The 26,331-nt window shown below is 60.0% G+C and carries 26 protein-coding genes, 1 tRNA gene and 2 riboswitches; of the genes, 12 read left to right on the plus strand and 15 right to left on the minus strand.

Annotated features, from left to right (window positions below; all coding sequences use genetic code 11):
- Positions 1 to 58: 58 nt before the first annotated feature.
- Both FJQ55_RS16510 and FJQ55_RS16515 read right to left on the minus strand, forming a co-directional pair.
- Positions 59 to 1,114: a maleylacetate reductase gene (locus FJQ55_RS16510; RefSeq protein ID WP_140829845.1), complete on the minus strand. Its 1,056-nt coding sequence runs from the start codon at positions 1,112 to 1,114 to the stop codon at positions 59 to 61.
- Entirely contained in the window at positions 1,111 to 1,983 is an 873-nt protein-coding gene (locus FJQ55_RS16515) for a dioxygenase family protein (RefSeq protein ID WP_140829847.1), read from the minus strand. Before FJQ55_RS16515 ends, FJQ55_RS16510 begins: the two co-directional genes overlap by 4 nt.
- A 98-nt stretch (positions 1,984 to 2,081) precedes the next feature.
- Between FJQ55_RS16515 and FJQ55_RS16520 the strand changes: the two genes are divergently transcribed.
- From FJQ55_RS16520 to FJQ55_RS16530, 3 genes are all read left to right on the plus strand, one after another.
- A complete protein-coding gene (locus FJQ55_RS16520) occupies positions 2,082 to 3,032 on the plus strand; it encodes a LysR family transcriptional regulator (RefSeq protein ID WP_140829849.1) in 951 nt (316 codons plus the stop codon).
- Between the two features lie 83 nt (positions 3,033 to 3,115).
- Positions 3,116 to 3,193: riboswitch (SAM riboswitch) on the plus strand.
- An 89-nt stretch (positions 3,194 to 3,282) separates the two neighbouring features.
- Positions 3,283 to 4,212 carry a homoserine O-acetyltransferase MetA gene (gene metA / locus FJQ55_RS16525; protein WP_140829851.1) on the plus strand — a complete coding sequence of 310 codons (930 nt, stop codon included), beginning with the start codon at positions 3,283 to 3,285 and terminating at the stop codon, positions 4,210 to 4,212.
- Positions 4,213 to 4,264: 52 nt separating this feature from the next.
- On the plus strand, positions 4,265 to 5,275 hold the full coding sequence (locus FJQ55_RS16530) for an aldose epimerase family protein (RefSeq protein ID WP_140829853.1): 1,011 nt from the start codon (positions 4,265 to 4,267) through the stop codon (positions 5,273 to 5,275).
- Between the two features lies 1 nt (position 5,276).
- Here FJQ55_RS16530 and FJQ55_RS16535 read toward each other — a convergent pair whose 3' ends face one another.
- Positions 5,277 to 6,044: an SDR family NAD(P)-dependent oxidoreductase gene (locus FJQ55_RS16535; protein ID WP_140829855.1), complete on the minus strand. Its 768-nt coding sequence runs from the start codon at positions 6,042 to 6,044 to the stop codon at positions 5,277 to 5,279.
- Between the two features lie 86 nt (positions 6,045 to 6,130).
- A tRNA-Gly gene (locus FJQ55_RS16540) sits at positions 6,131 to 6,205 on the minus strand.
- Between the two features lie 268 nt (positions 6,206 to 6,473).
- On the opposite strand from FJQ55_RS16540, the gene FJQ55_RS16545 reads away from it, so the two are divergent.
- The 4 genes from FJQ55_RS16545 to FJQ55_RS16560 all read left to right on the plus strand — a co-directional run bounded on the left by FJQ55_RS16545 (position 6,474) and on the right by FJQ55_RS16560 (position 9,001).
- Positions 6,474 to 6,995, plus strand: a complete 522-nt coding sequence (locus tag FJQ55_RS16545) for a prolyl-tRNA synthetase associated domain-containing protein (protein ID WP_140829857.1) — start codon at positions 6,474 to 6,476, stop codon at positions 6,993 to 6,995.
- Positions 6,996 to 7,061: 66 nt separating this feature from the next.
- Positions 7,062 to 8,036 carry a thioredoxin gene (gene trxA / locus FJQ55_RS16550; RefSeq protein WP_140829859.1) on the plus strand — a complete coding sequence of 325 codons (975 nt, stop codon included), beginning with the start codon at positions 7,062 to 7,064 and terminating at the stop codon, positions 8,034 to 8,036.
- An 85-nt stretch (positions 8,037 to 8,121) separates the two neighbouring features.
- Positions 8,122 to 8,799 carry an LON peptidase substrate-binding domain-containing protein gene (locus FJQ55_RS16555; RefSeq protein WP_140829861.1) on the plus strand — a complete coding sequence of 226 codons (678 nt, stop codon included), beginning with the start codon at positions 8,122 to 8,124 and terminating at the stop codon, positions 8,797 to 8,799.
- A gap of 7 nt (positions 8,800 to 8,806) precedes the next feature.
- Entirely contained in the window at positions 8,807 to 9,001 is a 195-nt protein-coding gene (locus tag FJQ55_RS16560; protein WP_140829863.1) for a Trm112 family protein, read from the plus strand.
- Positions 9,002 to 9,024: 23 nt separating this feature from the next.
- Here the strand turns inward: FJQ55_RS16560 and FJQ55_RS16565 are convergent, their stop codons facing one another.
- The 3 genes from FJQ55_RS16565 to FJQ55_RS16575 all read right to left on the minus strand — a co-directional run bounded on the left by FJQ55_RS16565 (position 9,025) and on the right by FJQ55_RS16575 (position 11,566).
- Positions 9,025 to 10,239, minus strand: coding sequence for a ubiquinone biosynthesis hydroxylase (locus FJQ55_RS16565; protein WP_140829865.1), 1,215 nt, complete (start codon positions 10,237 to 10,239; stop codon positions 9,025 to 9,027).
- 200 nt (positions 10,240 to 10,439) lie between these two features.
- Entirely contained in the window at positions 10,440 to 10,646 is a 207-nt protein-coding gene (locus FJQ55_RS16570; protein WP_140829866.1) for a DUF1737 domain-containing protein, read from the minus strand.
- Complete coding sequence (locus FJQ55_RS16575; protein WP_140830076.1) at positions 10,643 to 11,566, minus strand: HpcH/HpaI aldolase/citrate lyase family protein; 924 nt, start codon at positions 11,564 to 11,566, stop codon at positions 10,643 to 10,645. The genes FJQ55_RS16570 and FJQ55_RS16575 overlap by 4 nt, the downstream gene beginning before the upstream one ends.
- A gap of 111 nt (positions 11,567 to 11,677) precedes the next feature.
- Here FJQ55_RS16575 and FJQ55_RS16580 point away from each other — a divergent pair, with 111 nt between their 5' ends.
- Together FJQ55_RS16580 and leuD are read left to right on the plus strand one after the other, a co-directional pair.
- Positions 11,678 to 11,908, plus strand: a complete 231-nt coding sequence (locus FJQ55_RS16580; RefSeq protein ID WP_062281809.1) for a hypothetical protein — start codon at positions 11,678 to 11,680, stop codon at positions 11,906 to 11,908.
- Between the two features lie 179 nt (positions 11,909 to 12,087).
- Positions 12,088 to 12,693: a 3-isopropylmalate dehydratase small subunit gene (gene leuD / locus FJQ55_RS16585; RefSeq protein WP_140829868.1), complete on the plus strand. Its 606-nt coding sequence runs from the start codon at positions 12,088 to 12,090 to the stop codon at positions 12,691 to 12,693.
- Positions 12,694 to 12,744: 51 nt separating this feature from the next.
- Here the strand turns inward: leuD and FJQ55_RS16590 are convergent, their stop codons facing one another.
- Positions 12,745 to 13,677, minus strand: coding sequence for a pyridoxal-phosphate dependent enzyme (locus tag FJQ55_RS16590; RefSeq protein WP_140829869.1), 933 nt, complete (start codon positions 13,675 to 13,677; stop codon positions 12,745 to 12,747).
- 174 nt (positions 13,678 to 13,851) lie between these two features.
- On the opposite strand from FJQ55_RS16590, the gene leuB reads away from it, so the two are divergent.
- Together leuB and FJQ55_RS16600 are read left to right on the plus strand one after the other, a co-directional pair.
- Complete coding sequence (gene leuB, locus FJQ55_RS16595) at positions 13,852 to 14,964, plus strand: 3-isopropylmalate dehydrogenase (protein WP_140829870.1); 1,113 nt, start codon at positions 13,852 to 13,854, stop codon at positions 14,962 to 14,964.
- 309 nt (positions 14,965 to 15,273) lie between these two features.
- Positions 15,274 to 16,146 (plus strand): RNA polymerase factor sigma-32, encoded by an 873-nt coding sequence (locus tag FJQ55_RS16600; RefSeq protein WP_140829872.1) that lies wholly within the window; start codon positions 15,274 to 15,276, stop codon positions 16,144 to 16,146.
- Between the two features lie 69 nt (positions 16,147 to 16,215).
- On the opposite strand, the gene FJQ55_RS16605 is transcribed toward FJQ55_RS16600, so the two are convergent.
- The 4 genes from FJQ55_RS16605 to thiB form a co-directional block, all read right to left on the minus strand.
- The gene (locus FJQ55_RS16605) at positions 16,216 to 17,715 is read right to left on the minus strand and encodes a M48 family metalloprotease (RefSeq protein WP_246085164.1); all 1,500 of its coding nucleotides are present in this window, start codon (positions 17,713 to 17,715) and stop codon (positions 16,216 to 16,218) included.
- Between the two features lie 249 nt (positions 17,716 to 17,964).
- Entirely contained in the window at positions 17,965 to 18,702 is a 738-nt protein-coding gene (gene thiQ, locus FJQ55_RS16610; RefSeq protein WP_140829875.1) for a thiamine ABC transporter ATP-binding protein, read from the minus strand.
- A complete protein-coding gene (gene thiP, locus FJQ55_RS16615) occupies positions 18,692 to 20,344 on the minus strand; it encodes a thiamine/thiamine pyrophosphate ABC transporter permease (protein WP_140829877.1) in 1,653 nt (550 codons plus the stop codon). The genes thiQ and thiP overlap by 11 nt, the downstream gene beginning before the upstream one ends.
- Positions 20,345 to 20,351: 7 nt before the next feature.
- Positions 20,352 to 21,377 carry a thiamine ABC transporter substrate binding subunit gene (thiB, locus tag FJQ55_RS16620; RefSeq protein WP_140829878.1) on the minus strand — a complete coding sequence of 342 codons (1,026 nt, stop codon included), beginning with the start codon at positions 21,375 to 21,377 and terminating at the stop codon, positions 20,352 to 20,354.
- A gap of 44 nt (positions 21,378 to 21,421) precedes the next feature.
- Positions 21,422 to 21,536: riboswitch (TPP riboswitch) on the minus strand.
- 129 nt (positions 21,537 to 21,665) lie between these two features.
- Between thiB and FJQ55_RS16625 the strand changes: the two genes are divergently transcribed.
- Positions 21,666 to 23,444, plus strand: coding sequence for an ABC transporter ATP-binding protein/permease (locus FJQ55_RS16625; protein WP_140829880.1), 1,779 nt, complete (start codon positions 21,666 to 21,668; stop codon positions 23,442 to 23,444).
- A 9-nt stretch (positions 23,445 to 23,453) separates the two neighbouring features.
- Here FJQ55_RS16625 and FJQ55_RS16630 read toward each other — a convergent pair whose 3' ends face one another.
- The 3 genes from FJQ55_RS16630 to FJQ55_RS23440 form a co-directional block, all read right to left on the minus strand.
- The gene (locus FJQ55_RS16630) at positions 23,454 to 25,286 is read right to left on the minus strand and encodes an ABC-F family ATP-binding cassette domain-containing protein (protein WP_140829882.1); all 1,833 of its coding nucleotides are present in this window, start codon (positions 25,284 to 25,286) and stop codon (positions 23,454 to 23,456) included.
- Between the two features lie 4 nt (positions 25,287 to 25,290).
- Complete coding sequence (locus FJQ55_RS16635; protein WP_140829883.1) at positions 25,291 to 25,944, minus strand: thiamine diphosphokinase; 654 nt, start codon at positions 25,942 to 25,944, stop codon at positions 25,291 to 25,293.
- 217 nt (positions 25,945 to 26,161) lie between these two features.
- On the minus strand, positions 26,162 to 26,299 hold the full coding sequence (locus FJQ55_RS23440) for a hypothetical protein (protein WP_167507744.1): 138 nt from the start codon (positions 26,297 to 26,299) through the stop codon (positions 26,162 to 26,164).
- Positions 26,300 to 26,331 lie beyond the last annotated feature (32 nt).

Raw genomic sequence — 26,331 nt, forward strand, 5'->3', positions numbered from 1 at the left:
TCCTCCCATCATCGTCTCTCCTCCCAAAGAGTGCGCCAAGCGCGAGATGTCGTTTCGGTCAGTCGGGCCTGACGCCCTCCCAGGCATGTTGCAAAAGTGTGCGGATCGACGCCCGGTCGATCGGGCGCGGGTTCCAGTAGGGGTTTTCCGTGGCGATATCGGCAGCGCGATCGAGATCGGCTTCAGTGAGCCCGAAATCCTTGAGCGACAGCGGCGCGCCGATCGACTTGGCAAAGTCCCAGAGACCACCGCCCATGGAGCCGCCGAAGAGTTCGGCGGCTACAGCGAGTTCCGCTTGCGCCGCCTCGGCGTTGAAGGCGGCCGTGTGCGGCAGCATCACCGCATGGGTTTCCGCATGCGGCGTATCGAAGGAACCGCCCAGCGTGTGGCAGATCTTGTGGTGCAGCGCCATGCCGACTGTGCCAAGCACGGTGCCGCAGAGCCAGGCACCATAGAGCGCTTCTGCCCGCGCATCTGGGTCATGAGGGCTCTTCACCAAAACGGGAAGGCTTTCCCGAAATGCCCGCAAACCGTCGAGCGCCATCAGCGTCGAGACCGGGTTGCGATCCTGGGCATAAAGGCCCTCGACCGCATGGGCCATGGCGTTCAAGCCACTCGTGACGCTCATGCCGACGGGAAGGCCAAGTGTCAGGTCCGGATCGTAGATGACGACTTCCGGCAGGATGCTCGCATTTCGGACCGTGGTCTTTCGACCGCTTTCGGTCTGGCCGAGGATCGACGTGACTTCCGAGCCGGCATAGGTCGTGGGGATGACGACCTGCGGCAGATCGGTGCGGTAGGCAATCGCCTTGCCGAGCCCTGTGGTAGAGCCGCCGCCGAGCGAAACGACGCAATCGGCTTGCGCGTCCCTGACGACCTTCAGCGCAGTCTCCGTCACATCGACGGGCGTGTGCATGACGGCACCGGAGAAGATGCCGACGGAGAGGCTGCCCAAGCGGTCTGACAGGTCTTTCGCATCCGCCTTCTGATGCGGCGTGGACAGAACCAACGCACGGCGGCAGCCGAGGGATTCGACGGCGCTGCTCACGTCTGCGCTACGGCCAGAGCCAAAGAGGATACGCGCCGGGCTGCCGGCATAGGTGAAGCTCTTCATTTTCCTCTCCCGGGGCGCGCGCGGACCATGACGAACCTGACGCTGACGCGCGAGGCGGGCTTTCCGTCGATCAGGGTCTGCTCGAAGGAATGCACCAGTTCTGGTCGGACGCCGAACAGTGCGTCTTCGCCGAGCCTTGGGTCATCTGCATCGTAGATGTGGGTGGTGATGGTCTCGAAACCCGGTGCGCGCACGACGAAATGCAGATGCGCGGGGCGGTGCAGCGGATAACCCGCCTGGGCGAACAGCCGTCCCACAGGCCCGTCACCGGGGACGCCGTAACCTGCCGGCCGGATTGTGCGATAGTGGAACTTGCCGTCCTGATCGGGGCGGAACAGACCCCGCAGATTAAATTCCGGCTGCAGATCCGGCTGCTGGTTTTCGTAGTAGCCTTCGGCGTTCGCCTGCCAGGTGATGATTTCGGCTGTCGTGACTGGTAGACCGTCGAGATCTTCGACCCGGCCCTCGACCAGCAGCGGTTCGCCTGCGCCGTCGAGCGAGATGGAACTGCCAAGCGTCCGCTCGGGGGTATCGGTCCGGAAGAAGGGGCCGCGGATGGTGTTGGGGGTGGCGCCGGACGGGCGGCGGGAATTGATCTCCTCGACAAGTGCGGAGGCGCCGACGAGATCGGAGAACAGCACCCATTCCTGACGACGCTCATCCGAAGCGTGGCCGACTTCGGTCAGGAAGTCGAGCACCTTGCGCCATTGCTCCTGTGTGGGGCGGAATTCCTTGATGAGAGCGTGGGCGTGGCAGACAACGGCGGACAGCAGGCGCGCCGTGTCATGATCGGGCTTGCCGAAGCGGCTCGTGAAAGCTTCAGTCGACGTCGCTTCGTCGAAGGTGATGAGGTCTGCGGCCCGCGACATGCATCTCCTCCCAAATCCGCATTGCTGGTCGAAAGGAAGCTAGCAGGGCCTCGATGCACAATTGATGATTTGTTTGGGAGCCAATATAACAATCGGTTATGAAGTTCGACGAGCGACATCTCATCCAGCTGGCTGCCGTGGTCAAAACGGGCGGTGTGACCGAAGGTGCAGCCCTTCTGGGGCTGGCGCAACCGGCGGTGTCGCGCACTCTGTCGATGCTGGAAAAGCGCGTGGGCGAACCGCTTTTCATCAAGGGCAGGCGGCCGTTGCAGCCGACGCCGCTCGGAATTGCCTTGGCCGAACATGGGCTTGCCATGCTGGCCGCATCGCGCAAGGCCTCCGATCTGATGGAGAGTTTCCGGGTCGGCAAGAGCGGCGTCGTCCGGGTGGGGGGTACTCCCTTCTTCATGGATGCGCTCATTGCCGGCATCTGTGCCGAATTCCAAACGAGCCACCCGGATGTTCATATCGAACAGTCCTACGGCTATTTTCCGGATTTGCGTGCGGCATTGAAGGCCGACCAGATCGATCTGGCAATCTGCCCGATCGATATCCTGGATGAGGGGTCCGGCCTCGCCTTTCAGCAGATCCTGCCGGGTCGCAACGTGATTGCGTGCCGTGTCACCCATCCGCTTCTGCTCAAGCGCCGCCTGCAGCCCGCGCATCTGCTCGATCATGCCTGGGTCGCACCGCCGCCTGGCAGCCCTCTTCTGGCGGATCTGCGCGCCTTGCTGCTGTCCTTCGGTGCCACGGAAATCCGGATCCGCTATTCCGGCGGATCGCTCGCCAGTGTCGTCAACTACCTGAAGGCGGCAGACGCGCTCACCGTGATGCCGCACAGCGTCGTCTTTGCTCAACGGAAAGAGAAGACGATCACGGCACTTCCGATCAATATTCCGCATCCCGAACGGGCACTCGCCATCCTGCGCCGTATCGATGCTCCTCGCTCTCCGGCCGTGGAGCAATTTGCCGGCTTCGTCCGCTCCAGCTTCGACAATCTGAAACACCTGATCAAGCGACACGAAGAGGCGGTGGTCTGGGGCAACTGATCCGGTGCCTGCAGTTCGATTGTCCAACGGAAAGCCCGGGTGGGCTTGCCCATTGATTCGCGTGTGAGAGAGGCGTAAAGAAGGCTTCGTCCCGTGGTGATTTGGCCGGCCGGCTTGCAGCCACGTAAAATAAGTCGCTAAAGGGCCGAGGCGAGTCGAGACTTTCCGAGGACCGGTGGCGATTTGAAGCTACCGGTATTTTTGTTTCCGCGGCCCTCGAGCCGCCGTGACAAGGAAAGTCGAGAGTAACATGCCGATCCGAATTCCAGATACACTGCCTGCCTTCGAGACCCTCGTGCATGAGGGCGTGCGGGTAATGACCGAGACCGTGGCTGTCCGCCAGGACATTCGCCCTCTACAGATCGCGCTTCTCAATCTCATGCCGAACAAGATCAAGACGGAAGTTCAGTTTGCACGCCTCATTGGAGCATCGCCGCTACAGGTGGAACTGACGCTGGTCCGCATGGGCGGACACAAGGCAAAGAACACACCCGAGGAGCACCTCTTAAGCTTCTATCAAACATGGGATGATGTGAAACACCGCAAGTTTGACGGCTTCATTATCACCGGCGCGCCGATTGAAACCTTGCCTTTCGAAGAGGTCACCTATTGGCCGGAGCTCGAGGAGATCCTCGAGTGGACCGAAACCAACGTGCATTCGACGATGAACGTGTGCTGGGGTGCCATGGCGGCCATCTACCATTTCCACAAAGTGCCGAAACATGCACTCAAGGAGAAGGCCTTCGGTGTCTATCGCCACCGCAACCTCGCGCCATCCTCGGTCTACCTCAACGGTTTCTCGGATGACTTCCAGGTCCCGGTATCGCGCTGGACGGAGGTCCGCCGCGAAGATATCGAAAAGAAGCCTGACCTGAAGATCCTCCTGGAATCCGACGAGATGGGTGTGTGCCTCGTACAAGAGAAACGGGGCAACCGCCTCTACATGTTCAACCATGTGGAATACGATTCGACTTCGCTTGGCGATGAGTATTTCCGCGACAAATCCGCGGGCCTCCCGATCAAGCTGCCGCACAACTATTTCCCGCACAACGACGACACCTTGACGCCGCTCAATCGCTGGCGGGGTCATGCGCATCTGCTGTTCGGCAACTGGATCAATGAGATCTACCAGATGACGCCTTATGATATTGACGAGATCGGCGAGACAGTCGCGGAATGAGTCGAATGTCCGCCTGAAAGCGCAGACGGCAAAACGGTGAGGAAACGGACTTATGACGAGACAGCTATTCGGCGTGATGCCGACGGGGGAAAGTGTGGAACGGGTCGTCCTGACCGGCGGAGGCCTGACCGCCTCGATCCTGACCTTTGGGGCGGTCCTTCAGGATCTGCGGATTGAGGGCCATGACGCGCCGCTGGTGCTGGGCTTCGATAATCTTCAAAGCTATCTCGATCATTCCCCTTATTTCGGGGCGACGCCGGGTCGTTGTGCCAATCGCATTGGCGACGGTCGGTTCACGCTCGACGGGGTGAGTTATCAGCTTGAGTTAAACGAACGCGGTGTCACCCATCTGCATGGTGGCACGGATGGTATGGGACGCCGCAACTGGACGATCCTCGAACTCGGTGCAGATCACGTGACGATGGAAATCGTCGATCCCGAAGGCCGTGCCGGCTATCCGGGAACCACACGCACGACCGCTGTCTTCACTCTCAAGCCCGAGGGCGTCTTCTCCGTCGTCTACGAAACGGTGACGGACAAACCGACAATCGCCAATGTTTGCCATCATGCGTATTTTAATCTCGATGGACGGCCGGACATTCTCGGTCACGATCTGATGATCGCAGCCGACCACTATACGCCTGTCGACGAGAAGCTCATCCCGACGGGAGAGATCAAGAAGGTCGATCATTCCGCCTTCGATTTCCGCGAGATGCGCCCGATCCGGCTGGATGTCGACGGCGCGCAGTTCCGTTACGACCACAACTTTTGCCTATCCGGCACCCGCATCGCCAAACGCAGCGTGGCCCTTGCCCGCAGCGTCAATTCAGGCGTTTCGATGGAAGTTCTGACGACGGAGCCGGGCGTCCAATTCTATGCCGGCGTCTATCTCAACGTCGCCGTTCCGGGTCTCGACGGACATACCTATGGACGGTATGCCGGCTTCTGTCTGGAAACGCAGGTCTGGCCTGACGCCGTCAACCATCCTGGCTTTCCAAACGCTATCCTGCGTCCCGGGGAAGTCCTGCGTCAGGAAACGGACTACGTCTTTTCCAAGAACTGAATCAGATCGCGGTAAAGCCGTTGTCGACGAACAGGTGAACCCCGTTCACGAATTGTGAGTCGTCACTGGCGAGGTAGAGGGCGGCGCGTGCAACATCCTCGGGCTCGCCTATTCTACCCTGCTGAGCGGCGATGGCGGATTCGGAGACATCGACGCCGTGGGCAGTCAGTTCCGCCACTTCGCGCAAGCCGTGCGGGGTCCGGATAAAGCCCGGGCAGACAGCATTGCAGCGGATGTTGCGGTCGCGGAATTCCACCGCGATCGCCCGAGCAAACATATGGACCGCGCCTTTGGTGGTGTCGTAGAGCACCTCCATCGGCGTTGCAGCGACGGCCGATATCGACGAGGTGCAGACGATCGAGCCACCGCCGGCAGCAATCATGCCCGGCAGAACGGCACGTGTCATGAGAAACATCGAACGGACATTCACCGCATGCAGCCAGTCCCATTCCTCGAGCGTCGTTTCGAGGAATGGTTTGATGACAATCGTGCCGGCGTGATTGAACAGCACAGTAACCGTTCCAAGGCTTGATTCCACCTGTCGGACCGCAGACTCAACCTGCGCTTCATCTGAGACGTCGGCGACAAAAACCTCGCAGACGCCACCGGCCTTGCGGATTGCGGCTGCCGTTTCTTCTGCTGCATCAGCGTTGCGATCGATGATCGCCACTTTCGCCCCCTCGGCAGCGAAGAGCCGCGAGGATGCACCACCCATGCCGGTCGCACCACCAGATATGATTGCAACCTTGCCCGCCAGACGATTCGTCATCTTCACCTCCGAATGAAATTCGGAGCAAATAGACACAAGCGCCGCATCGGCGTCCAGAGTCTGCCGGTCTTATCGAAGAGAGAAAATGGAGCGGGTGAAGCGATTCGAACGCTCGACCCCAACCTTGGCAAGGTTGTGCTCTACCCCTGAGCTACACCCGCTCATAACCGCGATCCTGGGGTAGTGTCTGGATCGTGGGCCGTCCGTTTTGCGGCGACGGGCGCTATATCGCCCAAACGATTTTTAAATGCAACAGGGAAATGTCAGTTCATCGCGAAAAAAATGAAAATCTCTGTGCTGCAACTGCCAAACCCCCGTAAATGCGGGATTTTTCGAGACAAAGAAGATTGCAAGCGATGAGCGACGGGCCTATCTCTGTCGCCGATATCAGCCTGAAGAACCGGAAAATCAGCAAAAAAAGGCCCGCCCATGACCGTTGAGACCGAAAGCGCATCTCCGAAGACTGCAGACGACCTGTTCCGACTTCTCGACTCGCTGAACATTCCGCACAAGACGAAAACGCACCCGCCGGTATTCACCGTCGCCGAGTCGGTATCTTTGCGTGACGAGATCCCCGGAGGCCATACGAAGAACCTCTTCGTGAAGGACAAGAAGGACCAGTTCTTCCTGCTGACGGTTGAGGAGAATGCCAACGTTGATCTGAAGACCGTGCATACGGTCATCGGCGCTGCGAGCAAGGTGTCGTTCGGCAAACCGGAAAAGCTGATGGAATATCTCGGTGTGGCGCCGGGCTCAGTCACTGCTTTCGGGGCGATCAATGACACTGACCATAAGGTGACTTTCGTCCTCGACAAGGACCTGATGCAACACGAGATAATCAACTGCCATCCGCTCACAAACGAGGCGACGACCTCCATCGGGCGCGATGACCTGCTGCGGTTCATGCAGGCAACGGGTCACTCGCCGCTTGTCTTGAAAGTGACGGCCTGACATACGATCTTAGCGGCAAATGCCAGCCTGTATAAAATGCTGGCGCGACATGCGGAGATGCGCGAGATGAGCGACTACGGGAACCCTTACGGCGGCTACGGCAATCAAACCATGACGGCGAATGCACAATTCGGGGCCTCCCCCGCGCCGGCGGCCACTGAGGCGGATCTCGTCAAGGATACGACCACGGCCACCTTCGGAAAGGATGTGCTGGAAGAATCGCGTCGGCAGCCGGTTCTCGTCGATTTCTGGGCGCCCTGGTGCGGTCCTTGCCGTCAGCTGACGCCGATCATCGAGAAGGCCGTGAAAGAGGCAGGCGGCCGCGTCAAGCTCGTGAAGATGAACATTGATGACCATCCCGCCATTGCGGGTCAGCTGGGCATCCAGTCAATCCCCGCTGTCGTCGCCTTCGTCGACGGCCGCCCGGCGGATGGTTTCATGGGCGCCCTGCCCGAAAGCCAGGTCAAGGCTTTCATCGACAAGATCGGCGGCCCGGCAGGTGCAGACCAGGCAGCAGAGATCGCCGCCGTCCTCGAAGAGGCCGCCGGTCTTGTCGTCGCCGGCGATATCGATGGTGCAGCCCAACTCTTTGCTGCGGTCCTGCAGGCTGATCCTGATAATGTTCGCGCACTTGCCGGCATGGCCGAATGCATGATTGAAGCCAATCAGCATGTGCGCGCGCGTGAACTTATCAGCCAGCTGCCGGACGAATTGTCTAAGGCGCCCGAAGTGCAGGCGCAGCTGAAGCGACTGGACCAGATCGAGGAGGCACGCAAGCTCGGCGACCCGGTGGCGCTAGAACACACGCTGTCCCTCAGCCCCGACGATCACGAAGCGCGCATGAAGCTCGCAAAGATCCGCAACGTCGAGGGCCGGCGGGAAGAAGCTGCCGAGCACCTGCTTCTGATCATGAAGCGAGACCGGACCTTCGAAGATGACGGTGCGCGCAAGCAGCTGTTGCAGTTCTTCGAGGTCTGGGGACCAAAGGATCCGGCAACCATCATGGCGCGCCGCAAGCTTTCTTCCATTCTCTTTTCGTGAAGGGCTGCGGGCTTGAGTTTTGCCCGGCGCGACCCAGATAGAAGCGAATGAGAATGCGGAGATTTTCCGAACAGGATGGGCTTCAATGCAAGTGGGAAATGCCAGATATCTGACGGCGGAAGATCTTCCTGAGACGGTACCGGTTTTTCCGATTTCGGGTGCCCTGCTTCTGCCGGGCGGACAATTGCCACTCAACATCTTCGAGCCTCGTTATCTGGCCATGCTGGATGCCGCCATGGCCGGAAACCGACTGATCGGCATGATCCAGCCCGCACTCACCGAGGTACAGGCGGATATCCTGCCGGAGCGCCCGGCTCTGGCCCCGGTCGGCTGCATCGGACGGATCACATCCTTCACCGAGACCGGTGACGGACGTTACATTGTCTCGCTCGCCGGCATCTGCCGCTTCCGTTTGCTGGAAGAAGTCGCCGGCACAAAACCATACCGCACCTTCACGATTGCGCCGTTCGTGGCTGACCTGACCACCGGGGAGGATGAAGCACAGGTGGACCGTTCGGGCCTGTTGTCGGCTTTCAGGGCTTATCTGGAAGCCAACAAGCTGGAGGCTGACTGGGAAAGCGTGGAGCGGGCATCCAACATCACGCTGGTCAATTCCCTGTCGATGATGTCGCCTTTCGGCCCTGCGGAAAAACAGGCACTGCTTGAGGCTCCGGATCTGCGGACGCGTGCCGAAACCTTGATCGCCATCACCGAGATCGTCCTCGCCCGAAATTTCGGCGACGGCGATACCATGCTTCAATAGGCTCTCAATGGACGACAAGACGACTGGTGCCGATCCGAAGATGCTCGAGTTACTCGTCTGTCCGCTGACACATGGGCTGCTGAAGTTCGATCGGGAAAAGAACGAACTCGTCTCTGAGAAAGCGCACCTCGCCTACCCGATTCGCGACGGCGTTCCGATCATGCTGGTCTCCGAGGCCCGCAAGTTGGAGATGCCGATCTGAACCGGGTGGAATCCAGGCGGCTGTCAGATCTGCTGGCCACCGAGCAGGCGGGGCCTATTATGCGCGGCTGATCCGGCAGCTTCACGAATGAAGTAGTTCTTCAGAGCAGGAATCCCCTCGACAATCCCAAGTCCGAAGTCGCGTAAAACGCGGATCGGCGTGACATCATTTGAAAACAGACGGTTGAGAACATCCGTTGTGACGCCCATTCGGAAGGTGTCGAACCGCCGCCAGATCTGATAGCGATCCAGAACATTGACCGAGCCGATGTCGAGACCCAGCCGATCGGCTTCGACCACCGTCTCGGCGAGCGCTGCCACATCCTTGAAGCCCAGATTGAGACCCTGCCCCGAGATGGGGTGGATGCCATGAGCAGCATCGCCGGCCAGCGCCAGTCGCGGCGCGATGAAAGCCCGAGCGAGAGTAAGCCCAAGGGGGAAGGCGCGACGGTCGGCAGTGACCTTGATGGTTCCGAGTTTGTGCCCGAAACGCCGCTCCAGTTCCGCCTCGAAAAGGAGATCATCCGAAGCGACGAGCCGGTCGGCATCTTCCGTCCGCTCCGTCCAGACGAGCGAGGAGCGATTGCCCTTGAGAGGAAGGATGGCAAAGGGGCCAGCCGGGAGAAAGTGCTCCTCGGCAACACCATCATGCGGTCTCTCGTGTTCGACAGTGGTGACGATACCAGACTGCCCATATTGCCAGGTCACCGTCTTGATCCCCGCAAAGTCGCGCAGCTTAGAGCGAACGCCATCGCAAGCGACGACCAGCCGGGTATTTAGCTTGCTTCCATCGGACAAGGTCAACTCAGCCGACGGGCCGGTGTCACGAAAATCAGTCGCTCTGAGGCCATGGCGGATGTTGATTCCACGCTCGGCGCAAGCGTCACGCAGCGCGGCAACCATGCTGACATTGGGAATCATGTGGGCGAAGGGGTGCCCATCCTCGACCGCGCCGTCGAAGGTGAGGAAAACCGGCCGCACAGGATCGGATGTTTTGGAATCCGTCACAATCATCCGGTTGATCGGCTGCGCATCCGGCTCGATGCGATCCCACAGGCCGAAAACGTCGAGCATCTTCGTGGCTGCCGAGATGATGGCGGAAGCCCGCGGGTCCTTCTTCCAGGCACCCTCGGGCGCGGCCTCGATCACTTCCACGCCAAGATGGGGCGCGGCTTGTTTAATCGAAACTGCAACGGAAAGACCAACATAGCCACCGCCGACGACAACCACATCCAGCATGGCAAATCCTTTGCTCTCATAGACATCGAGCCCCTTATATAGATCACGCCTGCACGGGTGCCTATAAGGGAAGATATGCATTATGTCGCACCGGAGCACCGGCTTTGCGAACCAGCTAAAAACACTCGTGTGCAAGCGCAGGAAACCTGCGGCCATCAGGCCACAGGCAGGAGCATGCGGCTGCTTCGACGGAGCACGCCTTACTGTTCGCCGAGCTTCATGTCCGGATGGTAGTCCTTGCCGTGAACGGTCTTGACCACCGCCTGCCCGCAAAACGTCTTGTTCTCGGCGGCGTTGAACGTCAGGCTCGGGGAGCCATGCAGTTCCCAACCCTTATTCAAAGCGTCGGTCACCCGATGGCAGAACGACGAATCGTCCGGGCCGGTGATAAAACGATAGACTCTCATTTCTGACTTTCCTTTCTTGCCTCGATCAATGCCACCATGCCTAAAAGCCGTTCGGCCTCCTCGGCATGCAGCCGCTCGATCATCCGGCCGTTGACATTGATGACATTCAATCCAGCATGCCGTGGATCGGCAAATTGCGCCACCACGTGCTGCGCCTCTGCGACCGCGTTCGGCTCAGGTCCAAATCGATCATTGGCGGGTCCGATCTGCGAGGGGTGGATCAGCATCTTCCCATCGAAGCCCATCGATCGGGCTTGAGCACACTCTGCAGCGAAAGCGTCCATGTCACGAAAGTCATTTGACACGCTGTCGATCACATCGAGCCCATAGGCCCGGGCCGCAAGGACTACCTGCATCAGATAGGGCACTAGATATCTGCGGCCCGGTTCGGCCGGAATGCCCGTCGCCTTGCGCAAATCATTCAACCCCAGCACGAAGGTATCGAGCCGGCCGTTCGCCGTGCGTCCCGACGACGCAATCGTCGTAGCATTCAGCACGCCACGCGGTGTCTCGATCATCGCCCATATTCTGAGACTTTCCGTCGCATCTGCTTCCGCCAGCCAATCCGCCACGCTCTGAATCGATGCCGGCTCCTCCACCTTGGGGAGAAGGACGGCATCTGGTATCAGCGCACGGATCAACTGCAGGTCGTCGGCCAGATGGACGCTATCCACGGCATTGATCCGAATGATCCGCTCGCGCCAGTCCAGATCAGCTTGCTCCAAGAAATTCTTGAGGTTTTCCCGTGCTTCGGACTTCTTCTCCGGCGCAACCGAGTCCTCAAGATCGAAGATCACCGCATCGCAATCCAAATCGCAAATCTTCGCCAGAGCCCGCTCGTTGACGGCTGGCACCGTCAAAACCGAACGGCGCAGACGAAGGGGGTGACGATCTCGGAACTCTGTTTGGACACGGTACATGCATGGGTTTTGGCAATCTTTCCCAGTCCGCGCAAGATGACAATTCGGTGAAAGGCCCTTGCATTGCAGCGGAATAAGGACCACCTTGGCGACTGAGAAAGGACACAGATCATGCAGAATTTTCGTTCCGCCGTCATCGCCCTCGCCGGTCTCGCTTTCGTTGGTCTCGCGGCCGCCTTCGCTGTGTCACTCACCATCGTCATCGGCGCGCTGCTTACCGTGTCCCTCGGCGCCCGAATGTTGATGGGTCGCACCAAGCGGGCTCCTGTGTACGCCAAGGCAAAACGACGCGAAGACTTGCGCGTCTGGAATGACGGTAAGGGCACGATCATCGATTTGTGATGTCCTCGCTGGTTTGCCTCCGATCCTCCTGATTGGCGGCCCCACTTGGCAACCGGCGCGATATCGATTCGACCGGCCGCCCTACGTCGGCTGGCGTTCAAGATTCTCCTTCAATTCTTCGGTGTTTTGTTCTATGGGCGAGACATGAGAAGCATTCCAGCCAGATCGAAGGCAGATTGATGGACAAGTTTGTAAAGCTCACTGGTGTCGCTGCACCGCTACCTGTCGTGAACATCGACACGGACATGATCATCCCGAAGGATTACCTGAAGACGATCAAGCGCACTGGTCTCGGTACCGGCCTCTTCGCCGAAGCGCGCTATAAGGAAGACGGCTCGGAGAACCCGGATTTCGTGCTGAACAAGCCGGCCTACCGCAACGCCCAGATCCTTGTTGCCGGCGATAATTTCGGTTGCGGCTCTTCGCGCGAACATGCGCCCTGGGCGCTGCTCGATTTCGGCATCCGCTGCGTCATCTCGACCTCCTTCGCCGACATTTTCTACAACAACTGTTTCAAGAACGGCATTCTGCCAATCGTCGTCAGCCCGGAAAACCTGGAGAAGCTGATGGATGATGCGAGCCGCGGCTCGAACGCAGTCCTGACAGTCGACCTGGAAGCCCAGGAAATCACCGGTCCGGATGGTGGCAAGATCTCATTCGAACTCGATGCCTTCAAGCGCCATTGCATGTTGAACGGCCTCGACGACATTGGCTTGACCCTGGAAAAGGCGAGCAGCATCGCGAATTTCGAAAAGTCGAATGCAGCCCAGCGCCCCTGGGCTTAAGTCGATCGAAACCGTTTCGCAAAAAGCCGGGCATCCCGGCTTTTTTAATGCTCAGAGGAAACGTGCGCGCCAGCTGTCGAGCATCGCAAGCGAAACGCCTATTCCACCGCAGACTTCGATCAACGGGGCCTTGAAGCGCGACAGCAAGCCCGCATGAACATCGGCTACGGCAAGCGCTGCGCCACAGGCCGGCTCCACCAGGATCCGGTGGGCATCGGCAAACTTCAGGCAGGCCGCGACCGCATCTGCATCCGAAACAGTCACGCTTTCAATCGAATGTTGACTGACAAGGTCGAAGACATGCTGCGCGACTTGGCGCGCGCCAAGTGAGGTTGCAATCGAGGTGATTGCGGGCAGCATGACGCGCTGCTGTACGGTGATGGAGGCATTCAAAGATGCCGCGCCCTCAGTCTCTACCGCAATAACAGGAATGTCCGAGAGGCCGTTGCGGCGCAATCCTTCCACGATACCGGCCAGCAGCCCGCCGCCACCGACGCTGGTCACCACGCAATCGAAGACCGCGCCGGCCCTGACGACTTCGTCGATCAGCGTGGCGTGGCCGTCCCACAGAACCGGATGGTCGTAGGGGTGCACGTACGCCGCTTTGCGCTCGGCAGCGAGTGAAATGGCGTGCGCGTTCGCCTCATCGAAGACAGAACCGTGGACCAGAACATGGGCGCCAGTCGCCAAAATTCGCTCTCTCACCTCGACCGATGTCGTCTCGGGCACGACGATGGTCACCGGCACCCCGAGCGAGCGGCCGGCGACGGCGGCTGCGATACCCGCATTTCCGCCGGACGCACAAAAAATCTCTAGGGCACCCTTCGCAACCTCTTGCTGGCAGAGCAAACCGACACCCCTGAGCTTGAAACTGCCGGAGGGTTGCAGGGCATCGAGTTTCAGCCAGAGAGGAACCCCGCTTTCGCTGTAGTCGGCAGCGGTACGCAATAGCGGGGTTTCGATATGCAGGGGACGAGAAGCCATGGAGCCAAGATCCGATTCTGATTGGGCTTCTAATGAACCGCTGCTTTAGCATGGTCAACTGCCTCCACCGGCGCCAAGGGATCCGCAAACCGTACCGTTTCCGGCCTATCTCGCTTGAAAAGCCAGGGACCCGCGCGTAAGAAACCGCGACTTCTTTTTCGAGTGGAGGTATCCATGACGGCTCGCAATCTTCTTCTCCTGCCCGGCGACGGCATCGGCCCCGAGGCCATGGCCGAGGTCCGCAAGATCATCGCCTATATGAACGATGAACAGGGTGCGGGTTTCGTCACCGACGAAGGTCTGGTCGGCGGCTCGGCTTACGACGCCCACGGCGTGGCGATTTCGGAAGAGGATATGGCCAAGGCGCTTGCCGCAGATGCCGTTCTCTTCGGTGCCGTCGGCGGTCCGAAGTGGGACGACGTGCCCTATGACGTGCGCCCGGAGGCCGGCCTCTTGCGTCTACGCAAGGATCTTGAACTCTTTGCAAATCTGCGCCCTGCGATCTGCTATCCGGCGCTCGCCAATGCCTCTTCGCTGAAGCCCGAACTGGTCGAAGGCCTCGACATCCTGATCGTGCGCGAACTGACCGGCGGCGTCTATTTCGGCGAACCCAAGACCATCACCGATCTCGGCAATGGCCAGAAGCGCGCAATCGACACCCAGGTTTATGACACCTACGAGATTGAGCGCATCTCCGCCGTTGCTTTTGAGCTCGCACGCACCCGCAACAACCGCGTCTGCTCGATGGAAAAGCGCAACGTCATGAAGTCGGGCGTGTTGTGGAACCAGGTGGTGACCGCGACGCACAAGGAGAAATTCGCCGACGTTCAGCTAGACCACATGCTGGCTGATGCCGGCGGCATGCAACTGGTCCGTGCGCCGAAGCAGTTCGACGTCATTGTGACGGACAACCTGTTCGGAGACATGCTGTCGGACGTCGCCGCCATGCTGACGGGCTCGCTCGGCATGCTTCCTTCTGCATCGCTCGGCGCTCCTGACGGCAAGACTGGCAAGCGCAAGGCGCTCTATGAGCCTGTACATGGTTCGGCTCCCGACATTGCCGGCAAGGGCATCGCCAATCCAATCGCCATGATCGCTTCTTTCGCCATGTGCCTGCGCTACTCCTTCAACATGGTCACTGAGGCCGATCGTCTGGAAAAGGCGATTGCCAACGTACTGGATAAGGGCATTCGCACGGGCGACATCATGGCCGAAGGCGCCCGGCAGGTTGGAACTGTCGAGATGGGGGATGCCATCCTCGCAGAGTTTAAGGCGCTTTCCGCCTGATCTAACAACAAGACATGATCGATTGAGCGGCGCGGGGCAACCCGCGCCGTTTTTGCGTTGATCGCCGATCCGAACGGCCGGCACGCGCTCACTTCTCCGTGAGGGAGCCTTTCCCGACACAAAGCCAGCATGCGGCACCAATCCGCACCCCCCGTCGCTGCGTAAACGTCATCAGAATACAAACCAAGGAATTGCTGCCCACACTTGGCAGCAATCGGTTGGAACATGAACGGCCTTGGGCCGTTCAACAGGAAATGCCGGAAAACGGGCTGCCGGCGTGCGGTCCCCCAGACCCAGGGAGATGTTTCGATGAAGGCCATATCCGCTGACAGACACATCATCAGATACGCAATGTCCCAGCCTTATCTGGAACGAGAAGAAGAGTTGGATCTTGCCATTCGCTGGAAGGAACAGGACGATCAGGGCGCTCGTAATCGTATCGCCCAGGCCCACATGCGCCTCGTCATTGCCATGGCATCGAAATTCCGCGGCTTCGGTCTGCCGCTGAACGACCTCATCCAGGAAGGCTATATCGGCCTTCTGGAAGCAGCTGCGCGATTCGACCCCGGTCGCGAGGTTCGTTTCTCCACATATGCCGGCTGGTGGATCCGGGCCTCAATGCAGGATTACATCCTGCGCAACTGGTCAATCGTGCGCGGCGGCACAAGCTCCAGCCAGAAGGCCTTGTTCTTCAACCTGCGCCGCCTCCGCGCCAAGCTGGCACAGGGTGACAACCGCCTCTCGGATCAGGCCATTCATCAGGAAATTGCCTCTGCACTCGGCGTCAGCCTTGCCGATGTACAATCGATGGACGCGCGGCTTTCCGGCAACGATGCGTCACTCCAGACACCTGTTGCAGGTCGCAACGGCGAGGGCACGGAGCAGCTGGAGATGTTGGAGAGCAATGAGGCTCTGCCCGACGAGCAGGTCACATCCATCATTGATGGGGAGCGCTGGAACGGCTGGCTCAAGGACGCGATGAACAGGCTCAACGAGCGGGAAAGCCGGATCATCAAGGCACGCCGTCTGACGGAAGACGGGGCGACCTTGGAAGAACTCGGCATGGAGCTCGGCATTTCGAAAGAGCGCGTTCGCCAGATCGAGACCCGGGCTCTTGAAAAACTCAAGCTGGCCCTGACTGATAAGGCTCCGACGGCCGCTCGTTACGAGATGGCATACTGAACAGTAGCGACAGCTGAGAGGAGCAAGCCGGCGGGAACGCCGGCTTTTTCGTCGGCTACAGAACTGACGTCACTCGGAGATGATTTTCACCCGCATGCCGGGCGAGACGGTTGAAGTCGGTCCAAGTGCATTGATCAGCCGGAAGAGCTCCAGCTTCCGTTCGGTGCCCATCATGCGTGCTGACAAAGTTCCGACGGTGTCGCCAGTGCCGACAGTGACAACCCGCACGCGCAGCGGCTTCAGCGAAGCGGCCTCTTGCGGTGTGATGCGGCGGAAAGACGCCCGAAGCTGCGCAGCAGTGGACTCAAGCGCTGCACTGCCCTTCGGTACCGCAGTCAAAAACCGGAAGATCTGCGGGCCGATGCGAATGACCGTGATGTCGAAGTCCCAGCGATCCGCGGAGGCTTTCGCGGTCGCAGCTTCAAGGCCATTCACCGAGATCGTCTGGATCGTATCCGGCAAAAGGCCGGTGACCCAGCCGCTTGAAATATAGTTCGGCAGGCTGATCTTCTGATTGTCGGCCACACCATCAAAGCGGATGGCAACATCGCCGGGGCCAGTGGCAAGTACCGCCTCGACCTTGTTGTCGATCTGGAAGCCGACCGGCACATCAAAGCGGATGCCGAGCTGGCCATGCAGGAAGGTCTGGCCGCGCACGAAACCTTCCTGAGGGCTGTCACCGTAGAGAAGGCCGTCGATACCATTCAGGTAATAGTCGCGACCAGTCTCCCCATGCGTGCCTTCGGGGCCGAACGCACGCGCATGTCGCTTGGCAAGCTCGACGCGCTGTGGCGCATTGGGATGGCTCGACAGGAAGTCCAGACTCTGGTCGGCATCGGGATCCACCGATGTGAACTGGCTATAGCGTGCCATGGAATCGAGGAAACGGGCTGCGGCATAAGGATCATAGCCTGCTTCGCCAAGGGTCCTAACGCCGATCACGTCGGCCTGCAGTTCCTGCTGACGGGAAAAGGCAGCGAGCCTAAGCTTGCCTCGCGCGAGCGCCTGCTTGCCGGCGAGATCGCTGGAAAGCACTTCTGCCACCACCCGGCTTGCAATGACTTCCGCCTCTTCGCGCCGCTGACGCTCGATGCCGTGATTGGCGGTCACATGCGCCATTTCGTGGCTAAGCACGGCGGCGACCTCGGACGCATCATTGGCCAGCGCCAGGAGCCCGCGCGTCACGTAGAGGTAACCGCCGGGCAGCGCGAAGGCATTGATCGCAGGCGAATTGAGGATGGTGATACGGTACGACTGGTTGGGGTTTTCCGAGACAGCGGTCAGCGCACCGGCAATGCGTGCAACAAGCCGTTCGGTTTTGGCGTCGGAATACTCACCGCCGTAGGAGGCTACAATACGGGGATGCTCGCGGGCACCCATCTGGGCACGCGGATCGCCCTTCTGGACTTCTTCGACGATCTGCGGATTGCTGGACGGCGAGACGGAAGGCTCATACGCCTGCTCGAACAGCGACTGACAGGACGACAGAACCAGCCCGCTTACAACGAACGCAGCTGCCGTCGACGCAAGCCTTGCAGGCCGGCGCCGCCGATTACCATCGGCAGCCATTGCGCTGTTCCGGCTGAAAAACTGCATCCTGCCCCTTAACCCTGTGCCCGAGGCTCCGCCTGTCAGGTCGGTCCCGGGTGCAGCATCCACTTGCCTGGCACCAGAATCGTGCGAACACGGTCCCTGGGCTCATTCCATAATGCGAAACTGTCGCATGCTCTAGACCATAGTGCCCGCGACCGCATTGACCAAGCCCTTGCTACGCTTGGCAACCATTCACTGGCCGCATGACAGGAGCGAACGACCAAATTAAGGCGAAGGTTCCACCTGAGGCCCGAGACCGAGGAAGTCACGGACCGGTGGGAGGTCGCGTCGGGCGAGAAATCGCGCGGTCTCAGCCTCGACGAGCACGCTCCCGCCGTCGACAAAGACGACATACTGGGCAAGCCGTTCCAGATCACGCGGGTCATGTGTGACGAGAAGCACGGTTGAGCCAGTCTCCCGATGCAGGTCGGAGAGCAGAGCAACCATGGATGACCGCAGCGCCGGATCAAGTGCTGCAAATGGCTCATCGAGTAGCAAGACCGGGCGTCGGCGCACCAGCGCCCGGGCGAAAGCCACCCGCTGGCGCTCCCCGCCTGATAGAGAGCCGGGCAGCCGTCGTTCGTAGCCCGCAAGGCCGACGCGTTCGAGGGCTTGCGAAATCGCCACGCGATCGGTTGGTTGGAGCCTGAGGCCAGGATGGATGCCGAGCCCGATATTGGTGAAGAGATCCAGATGGGAAAACAGGTTGTTGTCCTGAAAGACGAGGGAGACAGGGCGCTCTGCCGGCGGGAGCCGAGTAACGTCTAATCCATCGATCCAGACCGTGCCGCTATCCGGCCGCTCGAAACCGGAAACCAGATTGAGCAACGTCGACTTCCCTGCGCCAGACGGGCCGACAATCGCTGTGACCGCGCCAGCCTGAAACTCGCAATCGAAATGGAATCGGTTCTGGCTAAGCGTCAACCGGGTATGGGCGAGATGGACGGAGGCGTTAGCCGGCATGGACTCGCTCCTTTGCAAGAGAGCCCGGCGAGGTGCCGGGTGCGCCGATCAGCGCCAGCACCAGGCAGATCAGACCCAGAAGCAGCGCCAGACCGTCGGCATCGTTGCTGCGATAGCTGCCCATCTGCGCATAAATGAGTGTCGGTAACGTGGTGATATTCTCGGAACCAAACAATGCGACTGCCCCCAAATCACCGAGCGAAAGAGCCATGGCGAAGGCGAGTGCCGTGAGGAGTGGCCGTCGAAGCGCCGGCCAATCGACGAAACGCAGCCTCTGACCAACCGAAAGGCCAAGACTTTCACACAACCGACCGGTGCGGTCACGGTGTTCGGAAAAGGCGGGCCCGAGAACTCGCACAGCAAACGGAAGAGCCATGAGGGCGTTGATACCGACCACGACGAGGGGCGCAAAATCCGCGATATCACCGTGCGGTCTGAGGGCCAGGAACCAGCCAGTCGCGAGGATGCTCGTCGGGAGCAGGAGCACCAGCGAGGAGGCACCCGCAAGACCGATTGAGAAGAGACGTGCCGTCCAGGTGAGCGAAGTGTGTCCCGACAGCTGGCTTCGTGCAGCAATAATCAGATAGGCTCCGAGCGTGGCAGCGAGGCCTGCTCCCAGCGAGACCATGAGGCTGGTCAGCGCCGCCTGTTGGAAGGCCTCTTGCTCGACAAGCCGGACGAGATCGGCCCGCAGTCCGGATACAACCACCTGTCCGAGCGGCAGAACAAGGAAGAGGCCGCCGGACACCAGCATTAACCCATCCACCAACCGAACAAGGGGACGATGACCATCGAAGCGCACATAGCCGCGACCGCTGGTCGTCCCCGAATCCCCGGCTACGGGCAATAGGCTGAGGACCGCGAGGACGCAGCCGGTCACGGTGATCTGAACACATGCGAGCGAGACCGCCCGCACAGGATCGAAATCGAAGCGCAGCGCCTGATAGATTGCCACCTCGATCGTGGTCGCAGCCGGCCCACCCCCGAAGACGAGGACCAGCGTGAAGCTGGTAACACACAGCATGAAGATCAGCCCCGCAGCGCCTGGGATCACCCGCGCAAGCACTGGCCATTCGATGAACCGGAACGTGGATAACGGCGAAAAGCCGAGGCTGGCAGCGGAACGCCAATACTCCGCCGGTACGCGTTCCAGCGCAGACAGCATCAGGCGGGCCGCGAGGGGCAGGTTGAAGAAGACATGCGCGATGAGAATGCCAGACAGGCCATAGATCGATACGGGCTGCGAAACCCCGAGCCACGAGAGAAGCTGATTGACCAGACCGTTGCGGCCAAATACCCCGATAAGGCCGAGCGCGCCTATCAGCACAGGCAGACCCATCGGCACCGCCATCAGCCGGATCAGCCACGGCCGGCCCGGGAAGCTTGGCTGCCGCGCCAGAGCACTGGCGAACGGCAGGGCGAGACCGACGGAAAGCAAAGTGGAAAGCAGAGCCTGCCACAGGGTAAAGCCGAGCACGGAGCGCACGACCGGATCAGCGAAAACCTCCAAACCGGCGACAGGCCCCGACAGAAGCATCACGAGCGCCACCCCGACGAAGCCAGAGATCACCATCAAGACAAAAAGACCGCCCGCGAGAGCAGGCAGTCTTACACGCCACGACTGGTGCAGCGGGCGCAGCATCAGCGGGTCAGTTGAGCGTCATCGCCTTCAGCCACTCGTCGATCCAGGCCTGACGATTGGCCGCCACTTCGGCCGGGCTCATCAGGAAGGTCGTCTTCGGCTGAACGAGCTTGCCGAAGGCATCCGGCAGCGGCTCGGACGTATCAGCAGCCGGCATCATCCAGTTGTTCGTCGGAATAGTATCTTGGAAACCGGGCTCAAGAATGAAGGCGAGGAACTGCCGCGCAAGATCCTTATCCGGCGCGTTCTTCAAAATGCCGGCAACTTCGATCTGAATGTAATGACCTTCTGAAAAATCCGCTGCCTGATAGCGCTCGGTATTTTCTGCGACCATGTGGTAGGCCGGCGATGTTGTGTAAGACAATACCATCGGCGCCTCCCCCTTTGTAAACAGACCATAAGCTTCCGACCAACCGGGGGTCACCGTGAGAACACGGTTCTTCAGCTTGGCCCAGGCCTCGGGCGCCTTCTCGCCATAGACGGACTTGACCCAAAGCAAGAGTCCGAGGCCTGGCGTCGAAGTGCGGGGATCCTGAATGACGATCTTCTGGTTCGGGTCACCCTCGACCAATTCCTTGAGGCTCTTCGGCGGCGTCTGGATCGCCTGGGTGTCGTAGATCACTGCGAAATGACCGTAGTCGTAAGGCACGAACACATCATCGCTGAAGCCCCCAGGAACCTTCACTGTCGACGTGTCGATCACAGCCTTATCGAACAATCCTGTCTGCTTGGCTTCCTCCACCAGATTGGTGTCCAGCCCCAGCACGACATCGGCCTTGGAGCTTTGACCTTCAAGCTTGAGACGGGTCAGAAGGGCCACTCCATCGGCAACACCGACAAAATTGACGCTGCAATCGCAGGTCTTTTCAAAGGCTTCCTTCACCTTCGGCCCCGGTCCCCATTCGGAGATGAAGCTTTCATAGGTATAGACAGTCAGAACCTTGTCAGCTGCCTGCGCCGACGCGGATAGACCGGTTGGCAACAAGGCTGCGGCAAGGCCGACGCGAACAAATTTAGCGAGATGTGACGGCATGACGCCCTCCTCCAAAAGATCAATGATATCGGGATAGGGCGTTTACAATCGACGCGTCTAATCCCTCCGCCGGTGTTAACCGGATCAGGTTCCGCGGGTTGGCTGACGCCTCTCAGCATTCCGATCACGGCGGATCAGAAGGCACCCCGTTAGAGCAGTCATGGAAATAGCGCGGCAGGTTGGGGAGCGCAAGATGGCAGACCTCTTGGTGCTACGGTAAGCCAAACGCAATCTCGCCATGCTATGCAGTCAACAGACTGTAGTTGAACGTTTTCGAGGCTTGATGGCATGACGAGTGAAACGAGCGGAGGGCCGATCTCAGTCGATCAGATTGTTGCCGCCGTCGAAGGGAGCTTTCGCCGCCAGATAGCCATCGCCTTGGATAGCTTCTGGCACTCTGCAATTCGCAATCGCATCCTCGTCTTCGCCTTCGCATTGGTCGCTGTCATCCTGGCAACCGCCTATGGCACCGTGATGCTGAACCACTGGAACGCGCCGTTCTACAATTCGCTGGAGCAGCGAAACCTGCCGGCATTTCTGCAGGAACTTCGCAACTTCGCTGTTATCGCCGGTGTGCTTCTCGTGCTCAACGTGATCCAGGCCTGGTTGAACCAGATGACGGCTTTGCACATGCGGGAGGGTCTGACGCGCGACGTCATCGACCAGTGGCTTGCGGGACGTCGCGCCTTTCGCCTCTCCATGGCGAGCCCGCTCGGCGTAAACCCGGACCAGCGCCTGCACGAAGATGCGCGCAAGCTCGCAGAGATGACAACGTCACTGTCGATCGGTCTTTTCAATGCGACCATTCTTCTGGTGAGCTTCATCGGGGTCCTCTGGGGCCTATCGAGCGACCTCGTCTTCAAGCTGGGAGACTGGAGCTTTCAGATCCCCGGTTACATGGTGTGGGGTGCCATTCTCTATGCCCTTGCCGCCTCGCTTTTGAGCCGCCTCGTCGGACATCGGCTGTCGAACCTGAATGCTGAGCGTTATGCCCGCGAGGCCGACTTACGTTTCTCCCTCATGCGCGCCAACGAGAACCTGGACGCCATCGCCGTGGCGCGCGGAGAAGACGCCGAAAAGCGACATATCCATGAAACGCTGGACGGCGTTTTGGGCTCGATCCGCAACCTCGCCCTCGCGCTCACCAATCTCACCTGGGTGACCGCAGGCTTCGGCTGGCTGGCAATCATCGTCCCGATCCTGATCGCCTCGCCAGCCTATTTTTCCGGGACCATCACCTTCGGTGGCCTGATGATGGCGGCCGCGGCCTTTACCCAAGTCTATTCGGCTCTGCGCTGGTATGTCGACAATTTTGGGCAGATTGCCGACTGGCGCGCAGCACTCCTCCGCGTCACGGTCTTCCGCGCTGCTCTCGATGCGATGGACAATGCGGAGCAGATGCCAGGCAGGATCGAAATCTTACCGTCAGAGGATGGCGCACTGCGTCTGAGAGGGCTCGAGATCGGCTCCCGCTTGCAGGGCGAGAACAATGGCGGCGCGTTCCGCCTCGTCGAAAGAGACGTCGAGATCGCTCCCGGCCAGCATGTCATGGTCAACGGCGACCAGGGCGTGAATCGCAAGCTGTTCTTCAATGCGCTTGCTGGCCTGTGGCCGTTCGGCAAGGGCAAGATCTTTCTCCCCGCAGCGACGGACATCCTCTTCATACCACAGATCGGCTACCTGCCGGAGGGAAGCCTGCGCAGTCTGCTCGCTTACCCCTTGGCTTCCGCGAACTTCACCGATTCCGACATGAAGCTTGCCCTGGAGAAGGTGGGGCTTGGAAATCTTGGCGGCCGTCTTTACGAGCGTGCCCGCTGGGAAAGGCTCCTCGACAAGGATGAGCAGATGGCGCTGGCCTTTGCCAATATGCTTCTGCGCAAACCGCGCTGGGTCGTGCTATTCGATGTGCTGGAGGGGTTGGAGCCGGACACCGAAATCCGTTTGGCAGCTTTGCTCGGCGAAATGCCCGACGCCTCCCTGCTCTACATTGGTCGTTCCGCCGCCTTTGCCAAGGCAACGGGAGCAAGGTTGGTGCATCTCGAGCGGATGATGGATCCCCCGAGGTGAAGCGGTCTTCTACCCCTCGAGTTCCTCGCGCAGCATCTCGAGCTCCAGCCATTCCTCTTCCCAGCGGGTAATGTCGGCGCGAAGCTTCTCCATTTCGGCAGCGAGCCGGGCGAAGGTCGCCGGGTCCTTCGAGAAGAGATTGGGATCCGCCATCTTGGCTTCGCGCGCGGCAATCTCTTTCTCCGCCTTTTCCATGTCCTTCGGCAAATTTTCGAGAGCAAATTTCTGCTTGAACGACAGTTTACCCTTGCTCTTGGAGACAGCTTCGGTGGTCTTTGCGCCAGACATGTCCTGCGCCTTAGCCTTTTCGGCTTTTTCGGCGCGCTTGCGTTCGTCCTCGACGCCCTTGCGCTGGGCCAGCATGTCCGAATAGCCACCGGCATATTCGATCCAACGGCCATCGGGGGCATCCGGATTGGCGGGCGCAATGGTCGAGGTCACAGTGCGGTCGAGGAAATCACGGTCATGGCTGACGAGAATGACCGTACCTGCATAACCCGCGACAATTTCTTGCAAAAGATCCAACGTCTCGATGTCAAGGTCGTTGGTCGGCTCGTCGAGGATCAGCAGGTTCGATGGCTTTGCCATGATCCGCGCCAGCATCAACCGGGCCCGCTCACCGCCGGATAGATTACGGATCGGCGTGCGAGCCTGTTCCGGCTGGAAAAGGAAGTCTTTCATGTAGCCGGTGACATGCTTCTGCTCGCCGTTGACGAGCAGATTCTCACCACGGCCGTCGGTCAGGTAATGGGCCAGCGTATCGTCCGGATTGAGGTCTTCGCGCTTCTGGTCGAGAACCGCGATTTCCAAGTTCGTCCCGAGCTTGATCACCCCACCGTCCGGCCGCAACTGGCCGGTTAGCATCTTCAGAAGCGTCGTCTTGCCGGCACCGTTCGGGCCAATCAGACCGATGCAGTCGCCGCGATGCACGCGGATGGAGAAGGGCGCGACGATGGTCCTGTCACCATAGGTTTTCGTGATCTTGTCTGCCTCGACGACCAGCTTTCCGCTTTCGCGACCTTCGCTGACGGCAGCCTGGATTGTGCCCTGCGGCCCCTTGTGGCCCCGATAGTCCGCACGCAGCGCCTGGAGATTGCCCAGTCGCCGCATATTGCGCTTGCGCCGCGCAGTGACGCCGTAGCGTAACCAGTGCTCCTCGCGCTCAATCTGGCGGCCGAGCTTGTGCTGCTCGATTTCTTCCTCTTCCAGCACCTTGTCGCGCCATTCCTCGAAATAGGAAAAGCCACGGGCAAGCCTGCGCGACAGCCCGCGGTCCAGCCAGACCGTGGCGGTCGAGATCTTCTCTAGGAAGCGGCGGTCGTGCGAGATCAGGACGAGCGCGCTTCGCGTCTTCTGCAATTCGCCTTCGAGCCACTCGATCGTCGGCAGATCGAGATGGTTCGTCGGCTCATCAAGCATCAGAATGTCAGGCTCGGGCGCCAGCACGCGCGCAAGCGCTGCGCGCCGCGCTTCACCACCCGAAAGCCGCGTCGGATCTTCCTGACCGGTCAGACCCAGATGCTCCAGCAGATAGGTCACGCGGTACGGATCATCACCCGGCCCAAGCCCTGCCTCGGCATAGGCTTGAACGGTGCCGTAACCGGCAAAATCAGGTGCCTGCTCGAGATAACGGATGGTGGAGGCCGGGTGACGGAAAACCTCCCCCGACTGTGCCTCCACCAGACCGGCGGCAATCTTCATCAACGTAGACTTGCCCGAACCGTTGCGCCCGACCAGGCAAATCCGGTCGCCTGGTTCAACCTGCAGCCCGGCACCGTTGAGGAGCGGGGTACCGCCGAAGGATAGGTAGATATCGTCGAGTTTCAGAATGGGAGGCGCCAAGGCTTCAGGCTCCGGAAAAATCGTAAGGGCGTGCCAGAAGGACGGCACGGCCACGGGTGAGCGAGACCGAAATGGGACCTTCGGCGACATTGGAAATGGTGCGCGACGATCCGAAGGCCAGCGAAAAATCGGTGAGCGGATAGCGCGCGTTGCGGATCGTCAGACCTTCAAGCGCGGTAAAACCCAGAACCGAGAACAACGCCCCCTTCGGCAATTCCAGCTCGAGCTGGCTCTCGTCTGCAAAAGGATAGGCCTCTTCGTCGCCGGAGGTCAGCACCACCTCGAACCCATCTTCGACAAGGCCAAGCGCATTCAGGTAGTGCTGCAAGGCATGGTCCGAGCGCTCACCGCCGAGCGCACCTGCAAAAATCAACCGCGTTGCACCCCGGGCAATCGCCTCGGCGACGGCAATCTCGCCGTCGGTCGCAGCCTTGGCGGCAGGATAGGTGCGACGCTCGACTTGCGGCCACTGCGCAACAAGGCTTGCGTCGCTGCTGTCGAAGTCGCCTGCCCAGAGTTCGGGAACGACCCCGAGCGCTAAAGCATGCCGCATGCCACTATCCGCGGCAATCGCACGACTGCCTTGGGTCAGAGCCTTGAGGCGATCCGTCACGGTCAGATGACCACCTAGAAGAATGGTGAAGGACGAAGGAGTCATGGGCCTGCCCATAGCGCATGTCAGGGGCAAAGGGAAAGCGGTTTGAAAGTGCTGTGAGCAGAACTGTCTCAAGGAGCAAGCAGCGGTCAGCCCCCCACTTTACGACCACCCGGAGGATTTTGAGCGCTCGAGTGTCCGGTGCGGTTGGGATGGGAGACCGAGTACCCTTTTGGAATACCAAGCCCGTCTGAAGGCAAGGGTCTCCCGCCTTTCGGTGTCAGCGCTTCTTGGGAGTCGAGGACTCCGCATTCTTCATCTGCGTGTTGAAGCTCGACACAGGGGCCGCAGACGGCTTCTCCTTGTCTTTCTTAGGCTTTCTCACTTCGCGGTTCGACCGCTGCTGACCTTTGGCCATGATGACTTTCCCTGTTCTGGAGTTCGCAGCCA

Origin of the sequence: Rhizobium glycinendophyticum, from assembly GCF_006443685.1 — a bacterium.
Classification (GTDB): Bacteria; Pseudomonadota; Alphaproteobacteria; order Rhizobiales; family Rhizobiaceae; genus Allorhizobium; species Allorhizobium glycinendophyticum.

Coding starts and splice junctions, on each gene's coding strand:
- FJQ55_RS16510 (WP_140829845.1), bottom strand. CDS start 1,114: ATGAAGAGCTTCACCTATGCCGGCAGCCCGGCGCGTATCCTCTTTGGC.
- FJQ55_RS16515 (WP_140829847.1), bottom strand. CDS start 1,983: ATGTCGCGGGCCGCAGACCTCATCACCTTCGACGAAGCGACGTCGACT.
- FJQ55_RS16520 (WP_140829849.1), top strand. CDS start 2,082: ATGAAGTTCGACGAGCGACATCTCATCCAGCTGGCTGCCGTGGTCAAA.
- metA (WP_140829851.1), top strand. CDS start 3,283: ATGCCGATCCGAATTCCAGATACACTGCCTGCCTTCGAGACCCTCGTG.
- FJQ55_RS16530 (WP_140829853.1), top strand. CDS start 4,265: ATGACGAGACAGCTATTCGGCGTGATGCCGACGGGGGAAAGTGTGGAA.
- FJQ55_RS16535 (WP_140829855.1), bottom strand. CDS start 6,044: ATGACGAATCGTCTGGCGGGCAAGGTTGCAATCATATCTGGTGGTGCG.
- FJQ55_RS16545 (WP_140829857.1), top strand. CDS start 6,474: ATGACCGTTGAGACCGAAAGCGCATCTCCGAAGACTGCAGACGACCTG.
- trxA (WP_140829859.1), top strand. CDS start 7,062: ATGAGCGACTACGGGAACCCTTACGGCGGCTACGGCAATCAAACCATG.
- FJQ55_RS16555 (WP_140829861.1), top strand. CDS start 8,122: ATGCAAGTGGGAAATGCCAGATATCTGACGGCGGAAGATCTTCCTGAG.
- FJQ55_RS16560 (WP_140829863.1), top strand. CDS start 8,807: ATGGACGACAAGACGACTGGTGCCGATCCGAAGATGCTCGAGTTACTC.
- FJQ55_RS16565 (WP_140829865.1), bottom strand. CDS start 10,239: ATGCTGGATGTGGTTGTCGTCGGCGGTGGCTATGTTGGTCTTTCCGTT.
- FJQ55_RS16570 (WP_140829866.1), bottom strand. CDS start 10,646: ATGAGAGTCTATCGTTTTATCACCGGCCCGGACGATTCGTCGTTCTGC.
- FJQ55_RS16575 (WP_140830076.1), bottom strand. CDS start 11,566: ATGTACCGTGTCCAAACAGAGTTCCGAGATCGTCACCCCCTTCGTCTG.
- FJQ55_RS16580 (WP_062281809.1), top strand. CDS start 11,678: ATGCAGAATTTTCGTTCCGCCGTCATCGCCCTCGCCGGTCTCGCTTTC.
- leuD (WP_140829868.1), top strand. CDS start 12,088: ATGGACAAGTTTGTAAAGCTCACTGGTGTCGCTGCACCGCTACCTGTC.
- FJQ55_RS16590 (WP_140829869.1), bottom strand. CDS start 13,677: ATGGCTTCTCGTCCCCTGCATATCGAAACCCCGCTATTGCGTACCGCT.
- leuB (WP_140829870.1), top strand. CDS start 13,852: ATGACGGCTCGCAATCTTCTTCTCCTGCCCGGCGACGGCATCGGCCCC.
- FJQ55_RS16600 (WP_140829872.1), top strand. CDS start 15,274: ATGAAGGCCATATCCGCTGACAGACACATCATCAGATACGCAATGTCC.
- FJQ55_RS16605 (WP_246085164.1), bottom strand. CDS start 17,715: ATGGCTGCCGATGGTAATCGGCGGCGCCGGCCTGCAAGGCTTGCGTCG.
- thiQ (WP_140829875.1), bottom strand. CDS start 18,702: ATGCCGGCTAACGCCTCCGTCCATCTCGCCCATACCCGGTTGACGCTT.
- thiP (WP_140829877.1), bottom strand. CDS start 20,344: ATGCTGCGCCCGCTGCACCAGTCGTGGCGTGTAAGACTGCCTGCTCTC.
- thiB (WP_140829878.1), bottom strand. CDS start 21,377: ATGCCGTCACATCTCGCTAAATTTGTTCGCGTCGGCCTTGCCGCAGCC.
- FJQ55_RS16625 (WP_140829880.1), top strand. CDS start 21,666: ATGACGAGTGAAACGAGCGGAGGGCCGATCTCAGTCGATCAGATTGTT.
- FJQ55_RS16635 (WP_140829883.1), bottom strand. CDS start 25,944: ATGACTCCTTCGTCCTTCACCATTCTTCTAGGTGGTCATCTGACCGTG.
- FJQ55_RS23440 (WP_167507744.1), bottom strand. CDS start 26,299: ATGGCCAAAGGTCAGCAGCGGTCGAACCGCGAAGTGAGAAAGCCTAAG.